The organism is Curtobacterium sp. MCPF17_047, assembly GCF_003234045.1.
Taxonomy (GTDB): domain Bacteria; phylum Actinomycetota; class Actinomycetes; order Actinomycetales; family Microbacteriaceae; genus Curtobacterium.
Window position 1 is genome coordinate 37,263 of sequence record NZ_QKSF01000009.1, and the last position, 23,541, is coordinate 60,803.

Genomic DNA, 23,541 nt, shown 5'->3' on the forward strand with positions numbered 1-23,541 from the left:
GGCGCGAAACGGGGCTGGCCGGGAGGCGCGTGCCGGCAAGGCGGCGGTGGCCGCGGTCCGCGTGGCGGGTGCGTTTCGCGCTGGGCGACACCTTTCGGGCTCGTTGCCGCGTGGCCTGTCGCTGGGCGCGAAACGGGGCTGGCCGGGAGGCGCGTGCCGGGCCCGCCCCGCCGCTACCGGGCCGCCGCGCCCGCCCCGCCGCGCCCCGCGCCGCGCCGCTACCGCGGCGGCGCGGCCGTGCTCGCGCGCACGACGAGCCGCACCGGCACCAGGTCGGTCGCCGCCGTGGCGGCACCGCCCTCGATCTGGCGCAGGAGGGTGGCGACCGCGCGGCGCCCGACCTCGTCGAAGGACTGGTGCACGGTGGTGAGCGGCGGCCAGAACGAGTCCGACTCGGGGGAGTCGTCGAAGCCGACGACACTGAGCGTGGACGGGACGGCGCGGCCAACCTCGTGGCAGGCGCGCAGGACCCCGAGCGCGGTCTGGTCGTTCGCCGCGAACACCGCGGTGATCTCGGGGCGACGGGCGATCTCGAGGCCGGCCCGGTAGCCGGACGACGTGCTCCAGTCACCCTCGAGCACGGGTGGGACCGTCCGTCCGGCTGCGGTGAGCGTGGCACTCCACGCGGCCTGTCGCCTCGCCGCCGAGTACGACGACGCGGGGCCGGCCACGTGCCAGACCGTGTCGTGTCCGAGGTCGAGCAGGTGCTGGGTCGCCAGTCGGGCGCCGTCGGCCTGGTCGGTGTCGATCGCCGGGTGGTCGGTCGTGCCGGTGGAGTCCACGACGACCATCGGGACGCCGTCGGGCAGTTCGACCTCGGCGGTGTCGATCACGTGGGACTCGATGATGATGACCACGCCGTCGACGGCCTGTTCGTGCAGGCGGGAGAACGCGGAGCGGACGCCCTCCTCGGTCCGCGATGCCATCGGCAGCAGCGTGATGGTGAAGTCGGCGACCCCGGCGGCGTCGGCGATGGCCTCGAGCGTGCGCATGTTGCCGTAGGACGCAAGGGTGAACATGATCACGCCGATGGTCCGGAACCGTCCGGAGCGCAGGGCCCGAGCGGCACGGTTGGGGCGGTAGCCGAGCTCGGCCATCGCCTGCTGGACGCGGGTGCGGGTCTCGGGGCTGACGTTGTCGAAGCCGCGGGCGACGCGGGAGACGGTCTGCATCGAGACACCGGCAGCCTCGGCCACGGCGGCGAGCGACGGGGCGCGGCGGGCGGAAGCCGCAGCGTCCGTGGTCGTCGAGATGGTCACGCGCTGCCTTCCTCGGAACGGTTCGGGTCGGCGCCTGCGCACGGCCACTCCTGCGAACGCTAGTGCATGTTGACGTTGCCATGCTATGGTCGCCAGCGTTCGATGTTGACGTCAACATCAGGGCCGGTCGCAGCACGACCACCGGCGCTGGGAGACCCGTCGACGTCAGTCAGGACACGACGAAGGAGTCACATGAGCACGCTCACCGCGCGGAGCCCCGAGGCCGCGCCGCGACGTACGGGCACCACGCCCGCACCGCGTCGCCGTGGGAAGCCCCGGGGGCGGATGACCGGCTGGCTCTTCGTCGGCCCGTTCGTCGCCGTCCTCGTCCTGATGCTCATCGTCCCGATCGGCTACGCCCTCTGGCTCAGCCTGTTCCGCGACCAGCTCATCGGCGGCAACCAGTTCGTCTGGTTCGCCAACTACGTCCAGCTCTTCCAGGACGCCAAGTTCTGGTCCGGCTTCGGACGGGTCGCGATCTTCCTGGTCGTGCAGGTGCCGATCATGCTGGGCCTCGCCCTCGTCGCCGCCCTGGCCCTCGACAGCGCCCGCCTCTGGGGCACCGGGTTCTTCCGCATCGCCGTGTTCCTGCCCTACGCCGTCCCCGGGGTCGTCGCAGCCCTGATCTGGGGCTTCATCTACGGCAACCAGTTCGGCCTGACCGGAGCGGCGAACGACGCCCTCGGCATCGACCTGCTGCAGCCGTTCAGTTCGTCGTGGGTCCTCACGAGCATCGGCAACGTGGTCACGTGGGAGTTCCTCGGCTACAACATGCTGATCTTCTACGCCGCCCTCCGCACGGTCCCCGCCGACCTGTACGAGGCCGCCGAGCTCGACGGCGCCGGCCCGATGCGCACCGTCTTCTCGATCAAGCTCCCGGCCCTCCGCGGCCCGATGGTCATCGCCACGATCTTCTCGATCATCGGCAGCTTCCAGCTCTTCAACGAGCCGAACCTGCTGAAGACCCTCGCCCCGAACGTCATCGGCAGCGCCTTCACGCCGAACATGTACGCCTACTCGCTGTCCTTCAGCGGCCAGCAGTTCAACTACTCCGCCACCGTCGCGATCGTCATGGGCGTCATCACCGCCGTCATCGCCTACGTCGTGCAGGTCCGCGGCACCCGACAGGAGAACCGATGAGCACCCTGCAGGGTCCCGCCCCCCTCACCGTCACCGAGGCGACCACGACGCAGGGTGACCCGCGCGAACGCCGCACCCGAGCCTCCCGGAAGGCGGCGCAGCCCGTCGACGGACGCAAGGTGAAGCGCTCCGGTCTGCTGACCGCGGTCATGGTCGTGTTCGTCGTCTACTCGTTCGCGCCGCTGTTCTACCTGCTGGTGAACAGCACGAAGACGCAGGCGTCACTGCTCTCCACCTTCGGCCTGTGGTTCGGCGGGGACTTCAACCTGTGGCAGAACATCGTCGACACGCTGACCTACAACGACGGCATCTTCGTCCAGTGGCTCGGCAACACGCTGCTCTACGTGGTGGTCGGTGCCGGGGGAGCGACCCTGCTCGCGACGGTCGCCGGCTACGGCATGGCCAAGTTCCAGTTCCCCGGCCGGCGCGCGGTGTTCGCCATCGTCCTCGGCGCGATCGCCGTCCCGGGCACCGCCCTGGCCGTCCCGACCTTCCTGCTCTTCTCGCAGGTGGGCCTGACGAACACCCCGTGGGCGATCATCCTGCCCTCGCTGATCAGCCCGTTCGGCATGTACCTGATCTGGACCTACGCGGTCGAGGCGATCCCCACCGAACTCATCGAGGCCGCCCGCATGGACGGTGCCGGCGAGTTCCGGATCTTCTTCACCATCGCGCTGAAGCTCCTGGCACCCGGTGTCGTGACGGTCCTGCTGTTCGCGGTCGTCGCGACCTGGAACAACTACTTCCTGCCGCTCATCATGCTGAGCGACCCGAAGTGGTACCCGCTCACCGTCGGCCTCAACCAGTGGAACGCGCAGGCCACCGGCTCCGGTGCGCAGCCGATCTACAACCTCGTCGTCACCGGCTCGCTCCTCACGATCATCCCGATCGTGGTGGCGTTCCTCTTCCTCCAGCGCTTCTGGCAGTCCGGCCTCGCGGCCGGGTCCGTCAAGGCCTGATCCCGCCCTCCGGCCCGGTCAGCAGCACCGGACCCCGGCCGGGAGGCACGGCGCGGCCCCGCGGGGACCGCACCGGCACCGAGCAGTCCCTCCTCCACGAAGAAGCACCTTCTTCACGATGAAGTGAAAGGCACCACCATGCAGAAGCGTCTCCGGCGCGGGCTCAGCGCCCTCGCCATCGGCGTCACCGCCGCGATGGCCCTCGCCGCCTGCGCGTCCGGCGGCTCCGGCTCCGGCGGCTCGGCCTCGGACATCGACAAGGCCCTCGACCAGGGCGGCACCCTGACCTACTGGTCGTGGACCCCCTCCGCGAAGGACCAGGTCGCGGCGTTCGAGAAGGCCTACCCGAAGGTGAAGGTCAAGCTCGTCAACGCCGGTACCGGCGCCGACCAGTACACGAAGCTGCAGAACACCGTGAAGGCCGGCTCGGGTGCCCCCGACGTCGCCCAGGTCGAGTACTACGCGCTGCCGCAGTTCGCCCTCTCCGAGTCGCTGCTCAATCTGTCCGACTACGGCTTCGGCGACCTGGAGAGCAAGTTCGCGGCGAGCACCTGGAACTCGGTCTCGATGGACGGCAAGGTCTACGGGCTGCCCCAGGACTCCGGCCCCATGGCCATGTTCTACAACAAGAAGGTCTTCGACGAGTACGGCATCGAGGTGCCGAAGACGTGGGACGAGTACGTCGCAGCCGCCAAGAAGCTGCACCAGGCCGACCCCGAGAAGTACCTGGCGGCCGACTCCGGCGACGCGGGCTTCACCACGAGCATGATCGCCCAGGCCGGCGGCACCCCGTTCACCACCGACGGTGACAAGGTGACGATCAACCTGCAGGACGAGGGCACCAAGAAGTGGACCAAGACCTGGGACGAGCTCGTCGAGCAGAAGCTCCTGTCCAAGACCGTCGGCTGGACCGATGACTGGTACAAGCAGCTCGGCAACGGCCAGATCGCCACGCTGATCACCGGCGCCTGGATGCCCGGCAACCTCGAGGCCAGCGTCGCCGACGCGAAGGGTGACTGGCGCGTCGCCCCGATGCCGACCTACGACGGCGGCACCGCGGCCACCGCGAACAACGGCGGCAGCGCCGAGGTCGTCATGAAGCAGTCGAAGAACCCGGCCCTCGCCGCCGGCTTCCTCAAGTGGCTGAACTCGTCGAAGGCCTCGACCAAGGTCTTCATGGAGTCCGGCGGCTTCCCGTCCACCACCGCCGACCTCGAGTCGTCCGCGTTCCTCGACGAGAAGCCGGACTACTTCGGTGGCCAGCAGATCAACAAGGTGCTCGTCGACGCGTCCAAGGCGTCGGACAACGACTTCACCTACCTGCCGTACCAGGTGTACGCGAACAGCGTCTACGCCGACACCGTCGGGCAGTCGTACGAGAAGGGCACGTCGCTCGAGTCGGGTCTGTCGGCCTGGCAGGACGCCCTCGCCAAGTACGGCAAGGACCAGGGCTTCACGGTCTCGACCAAGTAGCCCCACCACATCGACGCGGCCGTGCGGGTTCTCCGCACGGCCGCGTTCCCACGAGACGCGTCGCCAGCCGACGTGTTCCCACCAGAAAGACGTGACATGCGCTTCGCCATCGGCGACACCGACTTCCTGCTCGACGGGCAGCCGCACCGGGTGCTCTCCGGTGCGATCCACTACTTCCGCGTCCACCCCGACCTGTGGGCCGACCGGATCCGCAAGGCCAAGCTCATGGGTCTGAACACCGTCGAGACCTACGTCGCGTGGAACGCGCACGAGGCCACCCCCGGCACCTTCGACTTCACCGGGGGGCTCGACCTCGGCCGGTTCCTGGACCTCGTCGCCGCCGAGGGCATGCACGCCATCGTCCGGCCCGGCCCCTACATCTGCGCCGAGTGGACGAACGGCGGCCTGCCGTTCTGGCTGTTCACCGACCGCACGGTCGGGATCCGCCGCGACGAACCGCAGTTCCTCGCCGCCGTCGGCCGCTACCTCGACGCCCTCGCCCCGATCCTGGTTCCGCGGCAGATCGACGCCGGCGGGCCGATCGTGCTCGTGCAGGTGGAGAACGAGTACGGCGCGTACGGGTCCGACCCCGTCTACCTCGAGAAGCTCGAGCGCATGCACCGCGACATCGGGCTCACCGTGCCGTTCACGAGCGTCGACCAGCCGATGGGCTCGATGCTCGAGGACGGGTCGCTGCCGTCGCTGCACAAGACCGGCTCGTTCGGCTCCCGCTCCACGGAACGTCTCGCACGCCTCCGCCAGGCGCAGCCGACCGGTCCGCTGATGTGCTCCGAGTTCTGGGACGGCTGGTTCGACAGCTGGGGCGAGCACCACCACACCACCTCGGCCGCTGCCTCGGCGTCGGACCTGGACGACCTGCTCGCCGCCGGCGGCTCGGTGAACGTCTACATGTTCCACGGCGGCACGAACTTCGGGTTCACCAACGGCGCGAACGACAAGGGCGTGTACCGGCCGATCGCGACGTCGTACGACTACGACGCCCCGCTCGACGAGGCCGGTCGCCCCACCGAGAAGTTCCACGCCTTCCGGCAGGTCATCGCCCGTCACGCTCCGGTCCCCGACCTGCCCGCGTCGATGCAGCCCGGCGGGTCCGGTCGGCTCACGACGGACGTCGTCGCCGGCCTGGAGGCACGCCCCACCACCGCCTCGGACGTCGCCGTCCGCCTGGACCGCGTCCTCCCGCTCGCCGGTCTGCTGCCGACCATCGCGTCCTGGACCACGCACGAGACGCCGCCGACGTTCGACGAGTTGGGCGCCGCCTCCGGTTTCGTCCTCTACCGGACGGAGGTCGACCTGCCCGAGGGTGGCGTGCTGACCGTCGCCAAGGAGGTCCGCGACCGTGTCCTCGTCCGCGTCGACGGTCGGACCGTCGGCGTCCTGGAGCGGGAGCACCACGACCGTGCCATCGCCCTGCCGCCGGTGACGGGCCTCCTGGAACTGCTCGTCGAGGACCAGGGACGCGTCGACTACGGGCCCCGCATCGGCGAGCCGAAGGGACTGATCGGAGCGGTCCGGATCGACGACGACGTCCTGTCCCGCTGGACCGTCTCGCCCCTGGCACTCGACCCGGTGCCGGAGGACGCGCTCGACGCCCTGCGGACCGCGGCGACGTCGGCGGGGGAGACCCTGGCCGGTCCGGCGTTCGCCATAGGGTCGTTCGACCTGGCCGAGAGCGGCGCGGACCTCGACCGCTACCTCGCGCTCGACGGGTTCCGGAAGGGCGTCGCCTGGGTCAACGGGTTCTGTCTCGGCCGGTACTGGTCACGAGGCCCACAGGCGACGCTCGCCGTCCCCGGACCCGTGCTCCGCGCCGGACGGAACGAGGTCGTCGTCTTCGAGGTGCACGCATCGGCGTCCCGGACGGTCTGCATGTGCGTCGAGCCGGCGCTCGGGCACACCGAGGCCTGACCCGCCTGTACCGCGAACGGCCCCGGGGACACCCGGGGCCGTTCGTCACGTCGTGGTCAGCCGATGTCGGTCAGCAGGTCGGTTCGGGCACGAGCACCGCGATCCGGCCGACGCGCACGACCGGGACACCGCTGCGGTCGCCCAGTCGTTCGCCGGCGAAGCGGACGAGCACCCCGGGTTCGGTCCGCTCGGCCTCGACGAGTGCGGCTGCCTGGGCGGGTGTGACCAGGAGCTCCCACGGACGGCGGACCCCGGCGCTGTCCTCGGAGCAGAGTTCCAGCAGGACGCCGACCCGGGCGCCGGCTGGTCCGCCGGCCGTGCTCGTGCCGGTGCGCAGCCCCACCAGTGCGCCCGTGTGCGTGACGATGTCGTTCATGGTCCCCCTCGTTCCTCGGCGTCGTCGCCGCGACGAGCCTACGGCCGCGAGGATCCCTCGCACCTCATCCGGAAGGTGGGGAATCGTCCGCGCGTCGTCCGCCGTTCGGCTGACCAGGCGCGCGCGCCTGCGTCGCCTGACGCGGCGACCACGGCCCCGACAGGAGGCGCGGTGCGAGCCCGTCACGGGCCTCCCGGCTGTCAGTACGCGCGCGCGTCCGCCCATTCCCGGACGCGGAGGAGTTTTTCGCGGCGCCAGATCCAGTACGGGGCGAACTTCGAGCCGTCGTCCTCGTAGGCCTTTGTCAGGAGCCCGATCTGCCGTCGGCGCTGGCGCCCGGCGTCGTCTACCCACTCCACGTACCCGTCGTCGAGCACGGTCGTGATCTGCGCGCGCGGCACCGACCAGCTGAGGACGTACCCGTCGTAGCGGAGCTCCTGGTCGCCCAGGTGGACCGCAACCCGTCGAGCACGAGCCGTCGTCCACACCCCGAAGCCCACCATGACCAGGCCGAGGATCCCGCCGAACACCCGAGCCGACGCTTCCGGGACGAAGGCGACCCCGACCAGGACCGCACCGACCACGATCTGCAGCGGACCGAGTGCGGCGGTGTTCGCGCTGCGCTCCCTTGCGGGGGCACGGATAACCTCGTCGTCGGTCACGGCGACTCGTCGAGCCGGTCGAGATCCGCGAGGGCCTGCTCGGCCTGCGCGATCCGCTCGGGCACCGGTCGGGTCCACCACTCAGGCCCACGCTCGCCGAGCCCGTGCTTGGCGAGGCCGTTCCGGTGTCGGGCCCGGGCGACGGCGTCCTCGTCCCCGGCCCGCTTCGCCAGCTTCACCCCGTTCCGTCCTCGGCCGAGGTGGGACCGGAGCCGGGCAGCGAGGTCCTCGGGGAGCGCCGGGTCGGTCCGCCGCCACCGACGGCCGTCCACGACGAAGAAGTGGTCGTCCTCCACACCGGCGGTCATGCTCCGAGTCTGCCCGAGCGACGTCCGAGCTGTCGGTGGCCCCGGGTAGAACGGAGTGCGATGACCGACTCCCGCGTACGCCCCCTGCTCGACGTCACGCGTATCTACGCCGAGGACGCTGCGCTCGAACTGCCGCGCGGACAGGAGATCATCGGGCGCTGGCCGGACGCCGAGATCGTGCCCGTCGCCTCGCACTGGCAGATCCCCGAGGTGCACGGCGACGAGCGCAACGTCTCCCGCTGGGTCCGGATCAAGACCGAGGCGCTCGTGCTCGGCGTGAAGAAGTCGATCGTCACGCGGCCGAACGGACGTTCCGCCGACTTCATCGCCCCGTCGACGGCGAACGGCTGCGCGATGGCCTGCGCCTACTGCTACGTCCCCCGCCGCAAGGGCTACAGCAACCCGATCACGGTCTTCGCGAACATCGAGCAGATCACGAAGCACCTCGCCCGGAACATCCACAAGCAGGGTCCGAAGACCGAACCGAACCAGTGCGACCCGGACGCCTGGGTCTACGACATCGGCGAGAACAGCGACTGCTCGGTCGACGCGATGCTCAGCGACAACGTGCGCGACCTCTGCGACCTCTTCCGGATGACGCCGACGGCGAAGGCGTCGTTCGCCACGAAGTACGTCAACCGCGACCTGCTCGACTGGGACCCGATGGGCCGCACCCGGATCCGGTTCTCGCTCATGCCGCACGAGACGGCGAAGGTGACGGACATCCGCACCTCGCCGATCGCCGAACGGATCGCGGCGGTCAACGACTTCGTCGACGCCGGGTACGAGGTGCACCTGAACTTCTCGCCCGTCATCCTGACCCCGACGTGGGAAGCGGACTGGGCCGCGATGCTGCGGGAGGTCGACGACGTGCTGTCCCCGGCCGCGAAGGCGCAGCTCGCTGCCGAGGTCATCTTCCTCACCCACAACGAGCAGCTGCACGAGGTGAACCTGGGCTGGCACCCGAAGGCCGAGGACCTGCTGTGGCGGCCCGAGTTGCAGGAGCAGAAGCTCTCCCAGAACGGTGCCGTCAACATCCGGTACCGCGCAGCCATGAAGGCGCAGCACATCGAGCGCTTCCGACAGCTCGTGGCCGAGAACCTGCCGTCCTGCCGGATCCGGTATGCCTTCTGACGTGTACACGGTTTGTGTACACGTGTACCGATCTGCGGTACACTGGGCGAATGCAACTCGCCGCTCCCCTCGCCACGCTCGTCGGCCCCACACAGGCCGACGCACTCCGCGTCCTCGCTCGTACTGACGCGGCCATGACTGGACGCCAGGTCGCCAGGGTCGCTGGGGCGGCACAGCACACCGGCATCAAGCGTGCACTCGACAAGCTCGAGCACTCCGGACTCGTGCGTGTGGAGCGCGGTCTGCAGCACTCCGCCTACCAGGTCAACCGCGAGCACCTGCTGTGGCCAGCAGTCGAGCTCGTGCTCGGCGCGCGAACGGAACTGGAGCGCCGCATCCACGACTTCATCGCGGGGAGCGAAGTCGACGTGTTGTCCGTGTCGATCTTCGGATCGCTCGCCCGGGGAACGGCCACCGACGAATCGGACGTCGACCTGCTCGTGGTGTTCGCGGCGGAGACGAACGTCGATGTGGTCGTCCGTCTCGGCGATCTCGTGCAGCGCTGGACCGGCAACGACTGCCAGGTCTTCGACGTCACTCGTGCTGACCTCGAACGGTTCGCCGCCGAAGGGGATCCACTCGTGGGCTCGTGGCGCGCCGACGCGCACACCGTGTACGGGTCCGACATCCGATCGCTCGTCTGATGCCCCTCCGGACGCGCGTGATGGATGCGACAGCAGTCCGGATGCGACGAGACGAGGCTGAGGCGTACTACGAGGTAGCGGTTCTCTGTGCCGGCTCGACTTCGCATGCCGACTGGAAGGCAGCCGGTTCGAACGCCGTCCTCGGCGGTATCGCGGCGGCCGATGCGATCTGCGGGGCTGTCCTGGGGCAGCACCACGTCGGCGAGGACCACGCGCAGGCCCGACGCCTGCTCGACACGGCTTGCTCACCTGACCGACAGCCAGGCAACCAACTCAAACGCCTGACCGACGAGAAGACGAACTTCCAGTACTCGTCTGCTCGCGTGACCCGCGAGCAGACGAGTCGTCTCGTGCTCGCGCTCGAACGCCTCATCGTCACGATGCGGCAGAAGACCGACCCGAGCCGCTGACCGATCCACGATGGCGTCGGTCGGGCTCACGGCAGGGTCGATCGTGCTGTACCCCGACGATCCCGAGCGGCGGTCCAGACAGGTCGCTCAGCGCGGGCGTCGGATCCGGATCGGCCCCTTGGCGGTGGACGGGTCGATGACGTTCCCGCCCTGGGTGATCTCGACCTCGCCACGGGCGACCATGCGTCGAGCGGCTCGGCGCGCCGGTTCCATCAGGTCACGCCAGTCCTCGCCGCCGATCGCCCGCGCGGCGTCCGACGGGCAGATGCTCGACGTGGCGGCCCGGGCGTCGAGCAGCTCGTCGATGGTGCGCTCGAGCCTCCGGTCGGTGTCGTCCAGCTTGTGCCGGCGGCACGCGTCGGAGCACCACTTCGTGTGCGGATCCGCCGATCCGGGCATCCGCCGGCCGCAGGATGCGCAGGTGCCTTCGGCGTGCGCGGCGTCGAGTCGGCGTGCGTCGTCCTCGGTGCGGATGGCTCGTCCCATGGGTCCATGATCGTCCCTGCCACCGACGCGCATCCAGGCTGGCGGTACCCCGGTCGGCGGTTCCGACCAGGGCCGGCTGGCAGCATGCAGGGATGGACCACGATGCCGACCGCACCCCGGAGCCGACGACCAGGACAGGGGAGCCCGCCTGGGTCGAGCACGTGATGTGGTGGCACGTCTACCCGCTCGGCTTCGTCGGCGCGGAGATCCGGCCGAGCAGCAGCCCCGACAGCGGTGTCGAGCACCGTCCCGTCGAGCACCGCCTGGGGCACCTCGAGGGTTGGCTCGACCACGTCGTCGACCTCGGGCTCAACGGGCTGCTGCTCGGGCCGGTGTTCGCGAGCTCGACGCACGGCTACGACACCGTCGACCACTTCCGGATCGACCCGCGCCTGGGCGACGACGCCGACTTCGACCGTCTGGTGGCCGCAGCTCGAGAACGCGGCATCCGGGTCCTGCTCGACGGCGTCTTCAACCACGTCGGGCGCCAGCACCCGGCCTTCCGGGCACTCGCCGAGCAGGGCCCGGACGCCGAGACCGCTCCGCTGTTCGCCGTCGACTGGGACGGCTGGCAGCCCGGGCAGCCGGTGCCGGTCGGTTCGTTCGAGGGGCACGACATCCTGGTGGCGCTCGACCACTCCTCGTCGGCGACCGAGGACCTGGTCGTCCAGGTCATGACGCACTGGCTCGAGCGCGGCATCGACGGGTGGCGGCTCGATGCCGCCTACGCGGTCCCGCCGGCGTTCTGGGCGCGCGTGCTGCCGCGCGTGCGGGAGCGCTTCCCCGAGGCGTGGTTCTCCGGCGAGGTCATCCACGGCGACACCGCCGCGATCGTCCGCGCGTCGACCATGGACTCCACCACCCAGTACGAGCTCTGGCAGGGCATCTGGCACGGCATCGCGGATCGCAACTGCTACGAGCTGGCGCACGCGATCGAACGGCACGACGAGCTGCTGGCGACGTTCGCCCCGAGCACGTTCGTCGGCAACCACGACGTGACGCGGATCGCCTCGGCCGTGGGGGAGGGGTTCGTCGGACACGCGATCGCGGTCCTCTTCACGGTGGCCGGCACCCCGTCGGTCTACGCGGGCGACGAGTTCGCCTGGGCCGGGGTCAAGGAGGAACGCGAGGGCGGTGACGACGCCGTGCGGCCCGCCTTCCCCGCCGGTCCGACGGAGGTCACCGGCACGGCGGCCGACGTGCTGCACGCCCACCAGGCGCTCGTCGCACTCCGTCGTCGGCACCCGTGGTTGCACCGCGCGCACACCGACGTGGTCCACCTGGACAACACGGCGCTCGTCCTCCGCACGGCGACCGACCGGGAGGCCGTGGTCACCGCCCTGAACCTCTCGCCCGAACCGGTGGTCCTGCCCGCAGCCGACGCGACGCGGGTCGAGGTGGGCGCGGGGGAACTGCGCGACGGGACCCTGCGCCTCCCGGCCGCCGGTTGGGCCGTCCTGTCCCGCTGACGCCGCCCGCGACCGCAGCCCGCAGCGCCCCAGCCGCAGCCCGCGACCGCAACGCGAAAGCGACAGATCTCCGTCGAGTTCCGACGGAGATCTGTCGCTTTCGGGGACCGGTCGTACGACCGACCCCGTCCTACTTGCGGCTGCTGGCCGCGCGGCGCTTGTTGAAGACGTCGAACGCGACGGCGGCCAGGAGCACCAGGCCCTTGATGAGCTGCTGGAACTCGGACCCGACACCGAGGATCGACATGCCGTTGTTGAGCAGACCGATGATGAGACCACCGACGATCGCACCCGGCACCGTGCCGATGCCGCCGGTGACCGCAGCGCCACCGATGAACACGGCCGCGATGGCGTCGAGCTCGAAGCCGTTGCCCGCGCTGGGGGAAGCCAGGTTGAGCTGCCCCGTGAAGACCACGCCGGCCAGGGCCGAGATGACACCCATGTTGACGAAGAGCAGGAACGTGACGCGCTTCGTCTTGACGCCGGACAGCTGCGCGGCGAGCGGGTTGCCGCCGATCGCGTAGATGTGTCGACCGAAGACCGCGCTGCGCATGACCATCGAGTACACGATGACCAGGACGCCGAGGATCACGAGGACGATCGGGGTGCCGTTGTAGCTGGCGAGCAGCAGCGCGATGAAGATGACCAGCGCGACGGTGAACACCATCTTGGTGATGAACCAGGCGAAGGGCTCGTCCTCGAGCTGGTACTTGCGACGGGTCGCACGACCACGGAAGCCGGTGATCACGAGGATCGCCGCGGCCGCGAGGCCCAGGATCATCGTCAGCGGCTCGTAGCCCGAGGTGCCGAAGGAGGGCAGGAAGCCGGAGCCGAGCGAGCGGAAGCCGTCCGGGAAGGGCGAGATCTGCTGGTTCTGCAGGGCGATCTGGGCGGCACCGCGGAAGGCGAGCATGCCCGCCAGGGTCACGATGAACGCCGGGATCCCGAAGTAGGCGATCCAGAAGCCCTGCCACGCACCGACCAGGGCGCCGAGGACCAGGCAGAGGACGACGGCGATCGGCCAGGGGATGCCCCACTGGGTGATCATGACGCCGGCCATGGCGCCGGTGAACGCGACGACCGAACCGACGGAGAGGTCGATGTGGCCGGCGATGATCACCATCACCATGCCGATCGCGAGGATCAGGATGTAGCTGTTCTGGACGATCAGGTTCGAGACGTTGATCGGGGCCAGCGTGATGCCGTTCGTCGTCACCTGGAAGAAGATGACGATGACGATCAGCGCGATGAACAGGCCGATCTGTCGGAGCTGCCCGGTGAGGTAGCTGGCGGCGGACTTAAGCGCGTTCATTGACTGGGGTCTCCCGTTCCTGGGTCATGTACTGCATGAGGACTTCCGGCGACGCCTCGGCGCGCGGGACGTCGGCGGTGATGGTGCCCTCGGAGAGCGTGTAGATGCGGTCGCAGATGCCGAGCAGCTCGGGGAGTTCGGAGGAGATCACGATGATCCCCTTCCCCTGGTCGGCGAGCGCGTTGATGATCGTGTAGATCTCGTACTTCGCGCCGACGTCGATGCCTCGGGTCGGTTCGTCGAGGATGAGCACGTCCGGGTCGGAGTACATCCACTTCGACAGGACGACCTTCTGCTGGTTGCCGCCGGAGAGCTTGCCGGTGATCGCGTTGACCGTCGGGGCCTTGATGTTGAGGTCCTTGAGGAACTTGCGCGCGATCGTGGTCTCCTCGGAACCGTTGACGAAGCCCCAGTTGGCGAGCTTCCCGAGCGCCGAGCCGGAGACGTTCCGCTTGATGTCGTCGATCAGGTTGAGGCCGTAGCGCTTCCGGTCCTCGGTCGCGTAGGCCAGGCCGTTGTCGATGGCGGCCGTGACCGTGTTCGTCTTGATCGGCGTCCCGCGCTTGTAGACGGTGCCGCTGATGCCGGTGCCGTACGAGTGCCCGAAGACGCTCATCGCGAGCTCGGTGCGGCCGGCGCCCATCAGGCCGGCGATGCCGACGATCTCACCGGCACGGACGTTGAGGTTCGCCTGGTGGATGATCTCGCGGGAGGCGTCCAGCGGGTGGTGGACGGTCCAGTCCTCGATGCGCAGGAGCTCTTCGCCGATCTTCGACTCGTGCTCCGGGTAGCGCGTGGAGAGGTCGCGGCCGACCATGCCGCGGATGATGCGGTCCTCGGAGACCTCGCCCGCGTGCATGTCGAGCGTCTCGATGGTCTGCCCGTCGCGGATGATCGTGACCTTGTCGGCGATCGCCTTGATCTCGTTGAGCTTGTGGCTGATGATGATCGCCGTCATGCCCTCGTCCTGCAGCGAGCGGATGAGCTCGAGCAGGTGCGCGGAGTCGTCGTCGTTCAGCGCTGCGGTGGGCTCGTCGAGGATGAGGAGCTTCACCTTCTTCGACAGCGCCTTCGCGATCTCGACGAGCTGCTGCTTGCCGACGCCGATGTCCACGATCTTCGTGATCGGGTTGTCCTTGAGGCCGACGCGCTGCAGGAGCTTGGCGGCTTCGAGGTTCGTCTTGTTCCAGTCGATGAAGCCGCCCTTGGAGCGCTCGTTGCCGAGGAAGATGTTCTCGGCGATCGAGAGGTAGGGGCTCAGTGCGAGCTCCTGGTGGATGATGACGACGCCGGCTGCCTCGGAGTCGTTGATGTTCGAGAAGCGGACCGGTTCGCCGTCGAGCAGGATCTCGCCGTCGAAGGTGCCGGTCGGGTAGACGCCCGACAGGACCTTCATGAGCGTGGACTTGCCCGCGCCGTTCTCACCGCAGATCGCGTGGACCTGGCCCCGTTCGACCTGGAGCGAGACGTTCTGCAGGGCCTTGACGCCGGGGAACGTCTTGGTGATGTCGCGCATCTCGAGGATGGTGTCCGCCACGGGACCGCCTTCCGTTGGGGCGCCGGGACGGCGCGCGAGTGGAGGGGAGACAGGACGGGAGGCGCGGTGCGGGCGTGCACCGCGCCTCCCGGTCCGTCAGGGGGTTGCGACTACTTGAGGTCGGCCTCGGTGTAGTAGCCCGAGTCGATCAGGACCTTCTCGTAGTTGTCCTTCGTGACGACCGTCGGCTGGAACAGGTACGTCGGGACGACCTTGACCTTGTTGTCGTAGGTCTTGGTGTCGTTGACCTCGGGCTTCTTGCCCGACAGCAGGTCCTCGGCCATGCTCGCCGACTTCTCGGCCAGCTGACGCGTGTCCTTGTAGATGGTCGAGTACTGCTGACCGTCGACGATCGACTTCACCGAGGCGGCCTCGGCGTCCTGACCGGTGATGGTCGGGAGCGGGCGGTCGCCGGAACCGAAGCCGGCACCCTGCAGGGCAGAGATGATGCCGATCGACATGCCGTCGTAGGGCGAGAGGACGCCGTCGAGCTTGGTGCCGCCGGAGTAGGACTTGGCGACCAGGTTCTGCATGCGGGACTGGGCCTTCGCCGGGTCCCACTGCTGCGTCGCGGCCTGGGTGAAGCCGTCCTGGCCGGAGCCGATCTTCAGCGTGCCGTCCTCGAGGTAGGGCTTGAGGGTGTCCATTGCGCCGTTGAAGAAGAACGTGGCGTTGTTGTCGTCGGGCGAGCCGGCGAAGACCTCGATGTTGAACGGACCCTTCTCGTCGGTCTTCTTGCCGTCCTCGTCGAGGAGGCCGAGACCGGTGAGGAGCGAGTTCGCCTGGTCGACGCCCACCTTGTAGTTGTCGAACGAGACGTAGTAGTCGACGTTCTTGTTGCCCGTGAGCAGGCGGTCGTAGGAGATCACCTTGATGCCGGCCTTGGCGGCGGCGTCGAGCTGGTCGGAGAGCGAGCCGCCGTCGATCGAGGCGACGATGAGGACCTTCGCGCCCTTGGTGATCATGTTGCTGACCTGCTGGACCTGCTGCGGGATCTTGTTGTCCGCGTACTCGAGGTCGACCTTGTAGCCGGCCTTCTCGAGGTCGCTCTTGACGGCGTTGCCGTCCTTGATCCAGCGCTCGGACACCTTGGTGGGCATCGCGACGCCGACGAGGGCGCCCTTGTTGTCGGTGCTGCCGCCGGCGTCGCCGGTCGCCGAGCGACCGCCGCCGGAGCAAGCGGCCAGGGAGAGAGCGAGGCCGAGGGCTGCGACGCCCGCGACGATCCTGCGCTTCTTCATCGAAGTACCTCTGTTCCTCTCGCGTCGGCATCGACGCGTTCAGGTGCGGGGCTGCTGTGTCCCGCTGGGGATGTGATGCTCCAAGTGAGCGCTCACATCATGTGGTCTCCGTGGGGTCGTGTCAACTCGTCGAGACCAGATCGGGATGTCGCGTCCCCGAACTGGTGTCGCGGTACGGTGACCGGATGACGACGACCGCGACGCCGAACGGCAGGGGACGCAAGGCCCCGACGATCTTCGACGTCGCCGAGCGTGCGGGCGTCTCCCACCAGACCGTCTCCCGTGTGATCAACGGGGACCCCACTGTCCGGGAGCAGTTCCGGACGAAGGTCACCGACGCCGTCACCGCACTCGGGTACCGGCCCCGGGCTGCTGCGCGGGCACTCGCCGGCGGACGGAGCCGCGCCCTCGGTCTGGTCAGCGCGGGCGATGCGCTCTACGGACCGTCCAGCACCGCGATCGGCTTCGAGCGTGCTGCCCGGACCGCGGGGTACCACGTGCTGCTCTCGACGCTGCCGGACGACCCGAGGCCCCTCGACCTGTCCGAGGCGCTGTCCACGCTGCTGGCGCAGGACGTCGCCGCCGTGGTCCTCGTCGCCGCCGACAACCGGGTGCTCGACGCCCTCGCGTCGCTGACGCTGCCGGTCACGGTGCCCGTCGTCGTCGCGAACGCGGTGCAACGGGACGCCCTGCCGACCGATCTGGTCGTGCCCGGGAGCGGCGGGGCGACGATCTCCGCGGTCGCCATCGACCAGGCGGCCGGTGCGAACCTGGCGTTGCAGCACCTGTTCGACCTCGGCCACCGTCGGATCGTGCACATCGCCGGGCCGACGGTCTCGCAGGAGGCCGAGGTCCGCCGTGCGACCTACGAGCGGACCATGCGTGCCCGGGGTCTGACGCCGGTCGTGTACGAGGGGGACTGGACGCCGGCCAGCGGGTTCGCGGCCGGCCGCGCGATGGACGCCGCGACGGTCGACGCCGTGTTCGCGGGCAACGACCAGATGGCGCTCGGTGTCCTGCACGCCTTCGCGGAAGAAGGACTCCGCGTGCCGGACGACATCGCCGTCATCGGGTTCGACGACGTGCCGGAGGCCGCGCACTTCACACCGCCGCTCACCACCGTGCGGCAGGACTTCCAGGCGATGGGGGAGCGGGTCCTCGCCTCGGCGCGGGCGCTGCTCGAGGGCGGGCTGCACGACGACGCGCTCCTGCAGCCCGAGCTGGTGGTGCGGCGCTCGGCGTAGTCGCCCTGCTCGGCAGGGCTCAGCGCCGCCCGGCGTAGCCTCTCGCCATGACGACGACGTCTCCCTCGACCGGCCCGGTATCGCCCTCGACCTCCCGGCTCCGCCCGCTGCCGCACGGTGCGCTGCGGCTCACCGGCGGCTACTGGGGCGAGTGGCAGGAGCGCAACGGGAGCGTCGTCCTGCGGCACTGCGAGGACTGGATCGAGCGGATCGGCTGGGCCGGCAACTTCGACGGTGCCGCGACCGGCGTCGAGTTCACGCACGCCGGCATCGAGTTCGTCGACTCCGAGGTCTACAAGCTGCTCGAGGCGATGGCGTGGGAGCTCGGACGCACCGGGGACCCGGAGCTCGCGGAGCGGTACGAGCGGCTCGTCGACCGGGTCGCCGCCGCACAGGACGACGACGGCTACCTGCACACCGCGTTCGGTCGCCCCTGGCAGCGTCCGCGCTGGTCCGACCTCGAATGGGGCCACGAGCTCTACTGCATGGGGCACCTCATCCAGGCCGCCGTCGCGCGACTGCGCACCGCCGGCAGCGGCCGACTGGTCGACGTGGCCGTCCGCGTCGCCGACCACCTGGTCGGGGTGTTCGGGGACGGCGGACGGGAGGCGGTGTGCGGCCACCCGGAGATCGAACCGGCGCTCGTCGAGCTGGGTCGGGCGACCGGCGACCACCGGTACGTCCGGCTGGCGCAGTTGTTCGTCGACCGCCGGGGGAACGGGCTGCTCGGCCCGATCGCGTTCGGACCGGAGTACTTCCAGGACGACCTGCCGGTGCGCCAGGCGGGCGTCTGGCGCGGGCACGCCGTCCGGGCGATGTACCTGGCGGCCGGCGCGGTCGACGTCGCGGTGGAGACCGGCGACGCCGAACTCGTCGCGGCCGTCGAACGGCAGTGGGCGAACACCGTGGCGACCCGCACCTACCTGACCGGGGCGATGGGGTCGCACCACCAGGACGAGTCGTTCGGCGCCGACTTCGAGCTGCCGCCGGACCGTGAGTACGGCGAGACCTGCGCGGCGATCGCGTCGAACATGGTGTCCTGGCGCCTCCTGCTCGAGACGGGGGAGTCGAAGTACGCGGACCTGATCGAGCGGACCCTGTACAACGCGGTGATGGTCGCACCGCGCGAGGACGGGCGGGCGTTCTTCTACGCCAACACCATGCACCAGCGGGTGGAGGGTGCGGTCCCGCCGGAGGACGACCTCAGCGCGCGGGCACTGTCGAGCCTCCGGGCGCCCTGGTTCGAGGTCTCGTGCTGCCCGACGAACCTGGCCCGGACGCTGGCCAGCGTCGAGTCGGTCTTCGCGACGATGACCGACGACGGCCTGCAGCTGCACCAGTACGGCGACTACGACGTCGACACCACCCTGCCGGGCGGCGCCACGGCCGCGTTCCGGGTGCGCTCGGGGTGGCCGGCCGCGGGCACGGTCTCGGTCGAGGCGACCGCGGCGAGCGGGACCCCGGTGGCGCTGCGCCTCCGGGTGCCGTCCTGGGCGTCGGAGGCCGTCCTCGAGACCCCCGACGGCGCCCGGTCGGTCGACGGGGAGGACACCGTCACCGTCGTGCGGACCTTCGCCGTCGGGGACCGCGTGACCCTCACGGTGCCGGTCGCCGCTCGGCTCACGGTGCCGGACCCGCGGATCGACGCGGTCCGCGGCACGGTCGCGGTCGAGCGCGGCCCGCTCGTGTACGCCATGGAGTCCACGGACCTCGGCCGCGACGTCGGCGACGTCGTGGTGCAGCCTGGGTCGGACCCGCTCGACGACGGACCGGACGCCGTGCGCATGCGGGTGCGCCAGCGCACGGTGCACCGTGTCGGGCCCCTGCCGTACGGCGACCCCGACGTGCAGGAGACCGAGCCGGAGACGGTCCGGCTCGTGCCCTACGCGACGTGGGGCAACCGCGGGCCGTCCACGATGCGGGTGTTCCTGCCCGTCGCCTGACCCGGGTCGCTCCCGCCGCGACACGGCCGGACGAGTTGTCGGGTGAGCGCTCACGCGCTACGGTGTGAGCGCTCACTCGACGGCGAGAGCAGGAGGCCCACCATGAGCGACGACCGGACCCGCGAGATCGCGGACGGCCGCACGACCCTCGGCATCGAACTCGGGTCGACCCGGATCAAGGCGTGTCTGGTGGGCGAGGACCTGACGGTCATCGCCGCGGGCTCCCACGAGTGGGAGAACGAGTTCGTCGACGGCCGCTGGACGTACCCGTTGGCCGCCGTCGAGACCGGCGTGCGTGCCGCGTACGCCGCACTCGTCTCCGACCTGCAGGAGCAGCACGGCTCGGTGCCGACGACGTTCCGCGCCGTCGGCGTCTCGGCGATGATGCACGGCTATCTGCCGTTCGACGCCGACGGTGAGCTGCTCGTGCCGTTCCGCACCTGGCGGAACACCTCGACCGGCCCCGCTGCGGCTGCGCTGAGCGACGCCCTCGGCTGCAACATCCCGCTCCGCTGGTCGATCGCGCACCTGTACCAGGCCGTCCTCGACGACGAGCAGCACGTCGCGCAGACCACGGGCATCACGACGCTCGCCGGGTACGTGCACCGCCAGCTCACCGGGCAGGACGTCCTCGGGGTCGGCGACGCGTCGGGCATGTTCCCGATCGACCCCGCCACCGGCGACTACGACGCCCGGATGCTCAGCACCGCGCAGGACCTGATCGGCGTCCCCGACCTCCGCGCACTCCTGCCCGAGGTCCGCGTCGCCGGCCAGGACGCCGGCACCCTGACCCCGGCGGGCGCCGCCTGGCTCGATCCCACCGGCACACTGCAGCCGGGTGCACCGCTCTGCCCGCCCGAGGGAGACGCCGGCACCGGCATGGTCGCCACGAACGCGGTCGCCCAACGCACCGGCAACGTCAGCGTCGGCACGAGCATCTTCGCGATGGTCGTGCTCGAGCGGCCGCTCGGCACCCCGCACGAGGAGCTCGACGTCGTCACCACCCCCGCCGGCGACGCCGTCGCGATGGTGCACTGCAACAACGGCGCCAGCGAGATCGGCAGCTGGGCCCGCGTGTTCGGCCGGTTCGCCGAGGCCGCCGGCAGCCCGGCCGACGCCGACTCCGTGTTCCGCACGCTGCTCGACGAGGCCGCCACCGCCGACCCGGACGCCGGCGGCCTGCTCGCGGTCAACTACCTGGCCGGCGAACCGGTCACCGGTGTCGACGACGGCCGACCGCTGCTCCTCCGCGCCCCCGACGCCCGCTTCACGCTCGGCAACCTCGTCCGCGCCGAACTCATGGGCGCCTTCGCCACGCTCGCCATCGGCATGGAGGTCCTGCACGGCGAGGGCGTCACCGTCGACCGGATGACCGCGCACGGCGGGCTCTTCCGGACGCCCGGGCTGCCGCAGCGCCAGCTCGCCGCCGCACTCCGCGTGCCCGTGGCCCTCGAGGCGACCGCCAGCGAGGGTGGGGCGTGGGGCATCGCCGTCCTCGCCGCCTACCTCGAGCACGCCGCCGACACCTCGCTCACCCAGTACCTGGAAACGACCGTGTTCGGGACGGCGGACTCGGACGTGGTCGACCCGGACCAGCGCGACGTCGACGGGTTCACCGTGTACCTCGACCGTTTCCGCGCGGCGCTGCCGATCCAGGCGATCGCCGCCGCGGTCCCCGGCACCCGCGACGCGGCCACGTCGAGCGGCGAGCCGACGACGGCACCCGGCCCGGGCCTCCCGACCGAACACCAGCAGGAACAGGACGTGAACTGATGACCGACGACACCACCCGAGCGGCCGTCGCCGCAGCGCGTGAGCGCGTGGCCCGACTGCACGGCGAACTCGTCCGCTACGGCCTGGTCATCTGGACCGGCGGCAACGTCTCCGAGCGCGTGCCCGGCACCGACCTGTTCGTCATCAAGCCGAGCGGCGTCGTCAGCGAGGACCTGACGCCGGAGAACCAGGTCGTCTGCACCCTCGACGGCGTGCCGGCCGAGGGCTGGGGCAACGAGCACGGCCCGTCCTCCGACACGGCCGCGCATGCCTTCGTGTACCGGAACATGCCCGAGGTGAACGGCGTCGTGCACACCCACTCGACGTACGCCACCGCGTGGGCCGCCCGCGCGGAGGAGATCCCGTGCGTGATCACCGCGATGGCGGACGAGTTCGGCGGACCGATCCCGGTCGGCCCGTTCGCGATCATCGGCGACGACTCGATCGGCCGCGGCATCGTCGACACCCTCGGCGGACACCGTTCCCGGGCAGTCCTCATGCAGAACCACGGCGTCTTCACGATCGGCAAGGACGCGAAGGACGCCGTCAAGGCCGCCGTGATGTGCGAGGACGTCGCACGTACGGTCCACATCGCGAAGCAGGGCGGTGACCTCGTGCCGATCGCGCCCGAGGACGTCGACCGCCTGTTCGACCGATACCAGAACGTCTACGGACAGAACCCCGAAGGAGCCATGCGATGACGCAGGACAACGTCGACCCCCAGGCCACACTCGACGGCTACGAGGTCTGGTTCCTCACCGGCTCACAGGGCCTCTACGGCGAGGAGACCCTCCGCCAGGTCGAGGAGCAGAGCCGCGCGGTGCACGCCGAGCTCGCCGGCGCCCTGCCGGTCCGGCTCGTCTGGAAGCCCGTCCTCAAGGACGCCGACGGCATCCGCCGCGCCCTCATCGAGGCCAGCGCCGACGACAGGGTCATCGGCGTGACGACGTGGATGCACACGTTCAGCCCCGCCAAGATGTGGATCGGCGGCCTCAACGCGCTGACCAAGCCGCTGCTGCACCTGCACACGCAGGCGAACGTCGCACTGCCGTGGGCGGACATCGACTTCGACTTCATGAACCTCAACCAGGCCGCGCACGGCGACCGTGAGTTCGGGTACGCCCTGGCACGGATGGGCGTGCGCCACGCCACCGCCGTCGGCCACGTGTCCGACCCGCGCGTGCAGCAGCGGGTGTCCGACTGGACCCGTGCCGCCGCCGGCGCCGCCGCGATCCGCGAGCTCAAGCTCACCCGCTTCGGCGACAACATGCGCTACGTCGCCGTCACCGAGGGCGACAAGACCGAGGCCGAGATCGAGCTCGGCGTGCAGGTCAACACCTGGGGCGTCAACGACCTCGTCGCGGCCGTCGAGACCGCGACCGCGGACACCGCCGCCGTCGACGCGCTCGTCGCGCAGTACGACAGCGCCTACGACCTGGTGCCGGAGCTCCGGGCCGACGGTGCGCGACGCCAGTCCCTCCGCGACGGCGCCGCGATCGAGCTCGGCCTCCGCGCCCTGCTCGCCGAGAACGGGTCCGCCGCCTTCACCACGAACTTCGAGGACCTCGGCACGCTCAAGCAGCTGCCCGGTCTGGCGGTCCAGCGGCTGATGGCGGACGGCTACGGCTTCGGTGCCGAGGGCGACTGGAAGACCGCCGTCCTCGTCCGCGCGATGAACGTCGCCGGCGCCGGACTCCCCGGTGGCGCCTCGCTCATGGAGGACTACACGTACGACCTGACGCCGGGCGCGGAGAAGATCCTCGGTGCCCACATGCTCGAGGTCTCGCCGACCCTGACGTCGTCGACCCCGACGCTCGAGATCCACCCGCTCGGCATCGGCGGGAAGGACGACCCGGTGCGCCTGGTCTTCACCGCCGACGCCGGCCCCGCGGTCGTCGCCGCACTGAGCGACACCCGCGACGGCTTCCGCCTCACCGCCAACGTCGTCCAGGTCGTCCCGCCGACCGAGGCGCTGCCGAACCTGCCCGTCGGCCGGGCCGTCTGGGAGCCGCAGCCGTCGTTCCCCGTGTCCGCCGAAGCCTGGCTCACCGCCGGTGCCGCACACCACACGGTGATGACGACGGCCGTCGGGATCCAGGTGATCGAGGACCTCGCCACCATGATCGGCACCGAGTTCCTGGTCATCGACGAGCACACCACGCTGCGCGGCTTCCGCGACGAGGTCCGCACGCAGCAGACCTGGCACCGGCTCGACCGGGGCTTCTGAGCCGGTCGGGAGGCC

At 70.2% G+C, this 23,541-nt stretch carries 21 protein-coding genes; 13 read left to right on the top strand and 8 right to left on the bottom strand.

The window, feature by feature from the left end; all coding sequences use genetic code 11:
• Nucleotides 1–218 precede the first annotated feature (218 nt).
• A complete protein-coding gene (locus tag DEJ33_RS10555) occupies nucleotides 219–1,253 on the bottom strand; it encodes a LacI family DNA-binding transcriptional regulator (RefSeq protein WP_375342149.1) in 1,035 nt (344 codons plus the stop codon).
• Nucleotides 1,254–1,451: 198 nt separating this feature from the next.
• Between DEJ33_RS10555 and DEJ33_RS10560 the strand changes: the two genes are divergently transcribed.
• The 4 genes from DEJ33_RS10560 to DEJ33_RS10575 all read left to right on the top strand — a co-directional run bounded on the left by DEJ33_RS10560 (nucleotide 1,452) and on the right by DEJ33_RS10575 (nucleotide 6,760).
• Entirely contained in the window at nucleotides 1,452–2,399 is a 948-nt protein-coding gene (locus DEJ33_RS10560; RefSeq protein ID WP_111044050.1) for a carbohydrate ABC transporter permease, read from the top strand.
• Nucleotides 2,396–3,358: a carbohydrate ABC transporter permease gene (locus tag DEJ33_RS10565; RefSeq protein WP_111079023.1), complete on the top strand. Its 963-nt coding sequence runs from the start codon at nucleotides 2,396–2,398 to the stop codon at nucleotides 3,356–3,358. The genes DEJ33_RS10560 and DEJ33_RS10565 overlap by 4 nt, the downstream gene beginning before the upstream one ends.
• A 138-nt stretch (nucleotides 3,359–3,496) precedes the next feature.
• Nucleotides 3,497–4,831 (top strand): sugar ABC transporter substrate-binding protein, encoded by a 1,335-nt coding sequence (locus DEJ33_RS10570; RefSeq protein WP_111079022.1) that lies wholly within the window; start codon nucleotides 3,497–3,499, stop codon nucleotides 4,829–4,831.
• A 96-nt stretch (nucleotides 4,832–4,927) separates the two neighbouring features.
• Entirely contained in the window at nucleotides 4,928–6,760 is a 1,833-nt protein-coding gene (locus tag DEJ33_RS10575; RefSeq protein ID WP_111194912.1) for a beta-galactosidase family protein, read from the top strand.
• Between the two features lie 70 nt (nucleotides 6,761–6,830).
• On the opposite strand, the gene DEJ33_RS10580 is transcribed toward DEJ33_RS10575, so the two are convergent.
• From DEJ33_RS10580 to DEJ33_RS10590, 3 genes are all read right to left on the bottom strand, one after another.
• Nucleotides 6,831–7,136, bottom strand: a complete 306-nt coding sequence (locus DEJ33_RS10580; RefSeq protein ID WP_111079020.1) for a hypothetical protein — start codon at nucleotides 7,134–7,136, stop codon at nucleotides 6,831–6,833.
• Nucleotides 7,137–7,336: 200 nt separating this feature from the next.
• Nucleotides 7,337–7,798 (bottom strand): hypothetical protein, encoded by a 462-nt coding sequence (locus DEJ33_RS10585; RefSeq protein ID WP_111194913.1) that lies wholly within the window; start codon nucleotides 7,796–7,798, stop codon nucleotides 7,337–7,339.
• A complete protein-coding gene (locus tag DEJ33_RS10590; protein ID WP_111194914.1) occupies nucleotides 7,795–8,106 on the bottom strand; it encodes a biopolymer transporter Tol in 312 nt (103 codons plus the stop codon). The genes DEJ33_RS10585 and DEJ33_RS10590 overlap by 4 nt, the downstream gene beginning before the upstream one ends.
• A 60-nt stretch (nucleotides 8,107–8,166) precedes the next feature.
• Between DEJ33_RS10590 and DEJ33_RS10595 the strand changes: the two genes are divergently transcribed.
• From DEJ33_RS10595 to DEJ33_RS10605, 3 genes are read left to right on the top strand one after another with little or no spacing between them, the layout of a single operon-like run.
• Nucleotides 8,167–9,240, top strand: coding sequence for a spore photoproduct lyase family protein (locus DEJ33_RS10595; protein ID WP_111194915.1), 1,074 nt, complete (start codon nucleotides 8,167–8,169; stop codon nucleotides 9,238–9,240).
• A gap of 50 nt (nucleotides 9,241–9,290) precedes the next feature.
• The gene (locus DEJ33_RS10600; protein ID WP_111079016.1) at nucleotides 9,291–9,884 is read left to right on the top strand and encodes a nucleotidyltransferase domain-containing protein; all 594 of its coding nucleotides are present in this window, start codon (nucleotides 9,291–9,293) and stop codon (nucleotides 9,882–9,884) included.
• 41 nt (nucleotides 9,885–9,925) lie between these two features.
• On the top strand, nucleotides 9,926–10,294 hold the full coding sequence (locus DEJ33_RS10605) for a hypothetical protein (RefSeq protein ID WP_111079015.1): 369 nt from the start codon (nucleotides 9,926–9,928) through the stop codon (nucleotides 10,292–10,294).
• Nucleotides 10,295–10,381: 87 nt separating this feature from the next.
• On the opposite strand, the gene DEJ33_RS10610 is transcribed toward DEJ33_RS10605, so the two are convergent.
• Entirely contained in the window at nucleotides 10,382–10,780 is a 399-nt protein-coding gene (locus DEJ33_RS10610; protein ID WP_111194916.1) for a DUF3253 domain-containing protein, read from the bottom strand.
• Nucleotides 10,781–10,872: 92 nt separating this feature from the next.
• Between DEJ33_RS10610 and DEJ33_RS10615 the strand changes: the two genes are divergently transcribed.
• The gene (locus DEJ33_RS10615) at nucleotides 10,873–12,249 is read left to right on the top strand and encodes an alpha-amylase family glycosyl hydrolase (protein WP_111194917.1); all 1,377 of its coding nucleotides are present in this window, start codon (nucleotides 10,873–10,875) and stop codon (nucleotides 12,247–12,249) included.
• Nucleotides 12,250–12,379: 130 nt separating this feature from the next.
• Here DEJ33_RS10615 and mmsB read toward each other — a convergent pair whose 3' ends face one another.
• From mmsB to chvE, 3 genes are all read right to left on the bottom strand, one after another.
• Nucleotides 12,380–13,561 (bottom strand): multiple monosaccharide ABC transporter permease, encoded by a 1,182-nt coding sequence (gene mmsB, locus DEJ33_RS10620; RefSeq protein WP_111194918.1) that lies wholly within the window; start codon nucleotides 13,559–13,561, stop codon nucleotides 12,380–12,382.
• On the bottom strand, nucleotides 13,548–15,098 hold the full coding sequence (mmsA, locus tag DEJ33_RS10625) for a multiple monosaccharide ABC transporter ATP-binding protein (RefSeq protein WP_111044059.1): 1,551 nt from the start codon (nucleotides 15,096–15,098) through the stop codon (nucleotides 13,548–13,550). Before mmsA ends, mmsB begins: the two co-directional genes overlap by 14 nt.
• A 110-nt stretch (nucleotides 15,099–15,208) precedes the next feature.
• A complete protein-coding gene (chvE, locus tag DEJ33_RS10630; RefSeq protein ID WP_111079011.1) occupies nucleotides 15,209–16,339 on the bottom strand; it encodes a multiple monosaccharide ABC transporter substrate-binding protein in 1,131 nt (376 codons plus the stop codon).
• Nucleotides 16,340–16,524: 185 nt separating this feature from the next.
• Between chvE and DEJ33_RS10635 the strand changes: the two genes are divergently transcribed.
• The 5 genes from DEJ33_RS10635 (at nucleotide 16,525) to araA (ending at nucleotide 23,526) form a co-directional block, all read left to right on the top strand.
• On the top strand, nucleotides 16,525–17,583 hold the full coding sequence (locus tag DEJ33_RS10635; protein ID WP_111194986.1) for a substrate-binding domain-containing protein: 1,059 nt from the start codon (nucleotides 16,525–16,527) through the stop codon (nucleotides 17,581–17,583).
• A gap of 47 nt (nucleotides 17,584–17,630) precedes the next feature.
• On the top strand, nucleotides 17,631–19,526 hold the full coding sequence (locus tag DEJ33_RS10640) for a glycoside hydrolase family 127 protein (protein WP_111194919.1): 1,896 nt from the start codon (nucleotides 17,631–17,633) through the stop codon (nucleotides 19,524–19,526).
• Nucleotides 19,527–19,628: 102 nt separating this feature from the next.
• Nucleotides 19,629–21,299 (top strand): xylulokinase, encoded by a 1,671-nt coding sequence (locus DEJ33_RS10645; protein ID WP_111194920.1) that lies wholly within the window; start codon nucleotides 19,629–19,631, stop codon nucleotides 21,297–21,299.
• The gene (locus tag DEJ33_RS10650) at nucleotides 21,299–22,000 is read left to right on the top strand and encodes an L-ribulose-5-phosphate 4-epimerase (RefSeq protein ID WP_111194921.1); all 702 of its coding nucleotides are present in this window, start codon (nucleotides 21,299–21,301) and stop codon (nucleotides 21,998–22,000) included. Before DEJ33_RS10645 ends, DEJ33_RS10650 begins: the two co-directional genes overlap by 1 nt.
• Nucleotides 21,997–23,526 (top strand): L-arabinose isomerase, encoded by a 1,530-nt coding sequence (araA, locus tag DEJ33_RS10655; RefSeq protein ID WP_111194922.1) that lies wholly within the window; start codon nucleotides 21,997–21,999, stop codon nucleotides 23,524–23,526. The genes DEJ33_RS10650 and araA overlap by 4 nt, the downstream gene beginning before the upstream one ends.
• Nucleotides 23,527–23,541 lie beyond the last annotated feature (15 nt).

Excerpts from the sequence above, each read along its gene's own strand:
- DEJ33_RS10560 (WP_111044050.1), top strand. The coding sequence starts at position 1,452 with ATGAGCACGCTCACCGCGCGGAGCCCCGAGGCCGCGCCGCGACGTACG.
- DEJ33_RS10565 (WP_111079023.1), top strand. The coding sequence starts at position 2,396 with ATGAGCACCCTGCAGGGTCCCGCCCCCCTCACCGTCACCGAGGCGACC.
- DEJ33_RS10570 (WP_111079022.1), top strand. The coding sequence starts at position 3,497 with ATGCAGAAGCGTCTCCGGCGCGGGCTCAGCGCCCTCGCCATCGGCGTC.
- DEJ33_RS10575 (WP_111194912.1), top strand. The coding sequence starts at position 4,928 with ATGCGCTTCGCCATCGGCGACACCGACTTCCTGCTCGACGGGCAGCCG.
- DEJ33_RS10580 (WP_111079020.1), bottom strand. The coding sequence starts at position 7,136 with ATGAACGACATCGTCACGCACACGGGCGCACTGGTGGGGCTGCGCACC.
- DEJ33_RS10590 (WP_111194914.1), bottom strand. The coding sequence starts at position 8,106 with ATGACCGCCGGTGTGGAGGACGACCACTTCTTCGTCGTGGACGGCCGT.
- DEJ33_RS10595 (WP_111194915.1), top strand. The coding sequence starts at position 8,167 with ATGACCGACTCCCGCGTACGCCCCCTGCTCGACGTCACGCGTATCTAC.
- DEJ33_RS10600 (WP_111079016.1), top strand. The coding sequence starts at position 9,291 with ATGCAACTCGCCGCTCCCCTCGCCACGCTCGTCGGCCCCACACAGGCC.
- DEJ33_RS10605 (WP_111079015.1), top strand. The coding sequence starts at position 9,926 with ATGCGACGAGACGAGGCTGAGGCGTACTACGAGGTAGCGGTTCTCTGT.
- DEJ33_RS10610 (WP_111194916.1), bottom strand. The coding sequence starts at position 10,780 with ATGGGACGAGCCATCCGCACCGAGGACGACGCACGCCGACTCGACGCC.
- DEJ33_RS10615 (WP_111194917.1), top strand. The coding sequence starts at position 10,873 with ATGGACCACGATGCCGACCGCACCCCGGAGCCGACGACCAGGACAGGG.
- mmsB (WP_111194918.1), bottom strand. The coding sequence starts at position 13,561 with ATGAACGCGCTTAAGTCCGCCGCCAGCTACCTCACCGGGCAGCTCCGA.
- chvE (WP_111079011.1), bottom strand. The coding sequence starts at position 16,339 with ATGAAGAAGCGCAGGATCGTCGCGGGCGTCGCAGCCCTCGGCCTCGCT.
- DEJ33_RS10635 (WP_111194986.1), top strand. The coding sequence starts at position 16,525 with ATGACGACGACCGCGACGCCGAACGGCAGGGGACGCAAGGCCCCGACG.
- DEJ33_RS10640 (WP_111194919.1), top strand. The coding sequence starts at position 17,631 with ATGACGACGACGTCTCCCTCGACCGGCCCGGTATCGCCCTCGACCTCC.
- DEJ33_RS10645 (WP_111194920.1), top strand. The coding sequence starts at position 19,629 with ATGAGCGACGACCGGACCCGCGAGATCGCGGACGGCCGCACGACCCTC.
- DEJ33_RS10650 (WP_111194921.1), top strand. The coding sequence starts at position 21,299 with ATGACCGACGACACCACCCGAGCGGCCGTCGCCGCAGCGCGTGAGCGC.
- araA (WP_111194922.1), top strand. The coding sequence starts at position 21,997 with ATGACGCAGGACAACGTCGACCCCCAGGCCACACTCGACGGCTACGAG.